The organism is Streptomyces sp. UNOC14_S4 (assembly GCF_020740835.1).
Lineage (GTDB): Bacteria > Actinomycetota > Actinomycetes > Streptomycetales > Streptomycetaceae > Streptomyces.
On record NZ_JAINFC010000741.1, the window covers coordinates 1 to 2,719 of the forward strand.

At 71.0% G+C, this 2,719-nt stretch carries 4 protein-coding genes; all 4 read right to left on the bottom strand.

Features of this window, described 5'->3' with window-relative positions:
- Nucleotides 1-265: 265 nt before the first annotated feature.
- Entirely contained in the window at nucleotides 266-820 is a 555-nt protein-coding gene (locus K6I34_RS35165) for a winged helix-turn-helix domain-containing protein (protein ID WP_229332093.1), read from the bottom strand.
- A 102-nt stretch (nucleotides 821-922) separates the two neighbouring features.
- On the bottom strand, nucleotides 923-1,051 hold the full coding sequence (locus K6I34_RS38505) for a hypothetical protein (RefSeq protein ID WP_275127220.1): 129 nt from the start codon (nucleotides 1,049-1,051) through the stop codon (nucleotides 923-925).
- A gap of 138 nt (nucleotides 1,052-1,189) precedes the next feature.
- Entirely contained in the window at nucleotides 1,190-1,540 is a 351-nt protein-coding gene (locus K6I34_RS35170; RefSeq protein ID WP_229332094.1) for a hypothetical protein, read from the bottom strand.
- Between the two features lie 80 nt (nucleotides 1,541-1,620).
- Nucleotides 1,621-2,670, bottom strand: a complete 1,050-nt coding sequence (gene sph / locus K6I34_RS35175; RefSeq protein WP_229332095.1) for a sphingomyelin phosphodiesterase — start codon at nucleotides 2,668-2,670, stop codon at nucleotides 1,621-1,623.
- Nucleotides 2,671-2,719: the final 49 nt, after the last annotated feature.

Here is a 2,719-nt window from a genome sequence, read left to right on the forward strand (position 1 = left end):
CTGCTGGGCGCCGCCGGAGTGATCGGCGCGGCGGTGGCCGCGGTGGCCGGTGTGCCGAGGGCGGCTCCCGCGCCGATCACTCCGGCGGCGCCCAGCAGCGTACGTCTCGGCAGCTCTCTCATGGCGCTCCCCACTGTGCGGTACGGAACGGCGGGTGTGCGTGAGCCACACGGGGCCTGTCACCTGTTTTCCCGTCCGTCCCGTCCCGCACCCGTGCGCGGGGAGCCGGCCGTCGAGCCGACCGTCGAGTCGGCCGTCGCGCCGGTCAGTAACCGGCGGGCGGCGCGTACTTGTAGCCCACCCGGCGGACCGTGACGATCGACGCGCGGTGCTCCTTGCCCATCTTGCGGCGGAGCCGGGCCACGTGGACGTCGACGGTGCGGCCGTCACCGACGTGGCCGTAGCCCCACACCGTGGTCACCAGCTGGTCGCGGGTGTGCACCCGGTGGGGGTGCGCCACCAGGTGTGCCAGCAGCTCGAACTCCAGGTAGGTCAGGTCGAGTTGCTTCCCGGCGACCGAGGCCGTCCGCTGTTCGGGGTCGATGCTCACGAGCGCGTCGCCCCGGCCGGCCGGAGCGGCGGCCTCGGGCGCGGGCTGCTCCGCCGGTACGAGCACCAGATAGCCGATCATCGGCGGCTGGCCCGGCAGCGACGGCACCGTGTGCTGCGGCGCGGGCAGCCACGTGGCCGCCCCGGAGTGCAGCAGCTCGGCCACCGGCGGGACCTCGTCCGGGGCCACGGACCGGAGCCGGTGCCGGTGCGTCCCCAGGGCGGCGGAGGCGGAGGGCGCGGGCACGGAGAGGGTATGGAGGTTCGTCATGGAGAGCTCAGCTCTTTCGCGCGAGAAACCGTCGAGGGGACGTGCGGATGCGCGGGCCTTGGCCGGTGTCATGGTGACCGGCGGCTGACTTCGACGAAGGGGTCAGCGGAAGGAAGGGGCCAGCGCCTCGGTCGCGCGACAACACACTCGGTCGAAGTCGTGGTGCTGTCGGGAAGGCCAGAACGGCTCGAGGTCGATGCGCCCCGTAGCGGTGTCCTGGATGCTGGTCATGAGCCCATTGAAGCATGACCTTGACGGATTGAGCAGGGGGTTACCGCCTGGCGTATTCGGAGCCCATGGTTCCGTCCGGCTGCGGCCGGGGGCCGGGCCCGGGGGCGGAGCCCCCGGAACCCGCCTTCACGGTGACCCTCAGTGGTCGGTCTCGTCCGGCAGGGCGATCCGCTCCCACGCGTACCCGTCCGCCCACCCCTCCGCCGCGCGGGCCCACGCCACGAACACCGCCGTGACCTCCTCCGCACTCTCGATCCGGACCCCGAAGTGCCGCTCCGGCGAGCCGTCGCGGTACTCCACCTCGTACGGGCCGTCGCCCTCGTGCCAGGTCTGTATGTAGTGGTCGCCCTCGCGCTCGTCCGCCAGTTGCTCGACCACCACGAAGCGGTCACCGTCCGCGCCCAGCCGGGCGATCAGACCGGCCAGCTCCTCGGCTTCGATGCCCGAACGGAGCTCGCCCGGCTCGGTGTTCACGGTGATGGGCAGCATGCATCCCCCTCGCTCCAGGGGCCGCTCGTGCTCAGCGGCCCGTGCGGGAAGATCCTGTCATCCCCTACTGACAGCCGCGCTCACCCGGTCCCGGCGATCAGCGGATAGTGGTCCGAGAGGTCGGTGTACGTGTACTCCTTGCCCCAGCTGGAGACGGTCCACGGCGCGGACTTCTCCTTGAGCACGGTGTTCTTCCAGGTGGCCGGGCGCGCGTGGCCCTTGCGGTGCAGCACGTAGTCGAGGTCCTCGGGGGCGTCGTCGGGGTAGCGGTAGGCCGCGACCGAGTTCTCCTTGGTGTCGAAGGAGTACGGGTGACCGGTGCGGGCCGTCGCCGGTTCCAGGCCGGCGTCGGCGAGCATCGACCGGTACTCGGGGCCGTGCGCGTCCACGTTCAGGTCACCGGCGAGCAGGACCTGCTCGTTCGCCGGGATCTTCTTCGCGTCCAGGAACGCGCCGATCTGCCGGAACTGCTTCGCGCGGTTCGCCACCGCCTCGCCCGCCTTGCAGCCGCTGTCCGTCGACTGCGTATGCGTGCCGACGATGTGCACCCTGGCGCCGTTCACGTTCAACACCACGTAGGCGAAGCCCTTGTTGGAGTACCAGTCCGAGCCGCACGCGTCCGGGAAGACCACCTGCTCCTTGCGGACGATCGGCCACTTGCTGAGGACCGTCACGCCGCCGTCCTCCGGCGTGGTGGAGGAATAGCTCCCGCCCGTGGCGTCCCACCCGTCCTTGCTCCGGCCGACGACCGGGGTCTGGTACGGGTACTGGCCCGCCGCGTTCGCCTTCAGGGCGTCCGACGAGCTGTTGTCGAATGTCTCCGTCAGGACGACGACGTCGTTGCCCCGGAAGAAGCCGGCGGCTGGTATGGCCTTGGCCCGGTGGTCCTGCCCCCAGTTCGGGTAGAGGTTCTTGCTCATGAGGAAGGTGTTGTACGTCAGCACCTTCAGCTGCGGCACGGCGCCATCAGTGCTGGTGCTGGTGCTGGTGCTGGTGCTGGTGACGGCACTGGTGTCGGCGGCGGTGCTCGCGGCCTGCGCCGACTGCGGCAGGGCGGCGGAGAGCGCGACGGCGGCCAGCGCCGCGGCGAGCACGGGGCCGGAGGGCTTGACGATTCTGCTGAACGGCACTGCATCTCCCTGGGGGGTCGGGGGACGTATGAGACGGGCCGTCAACATC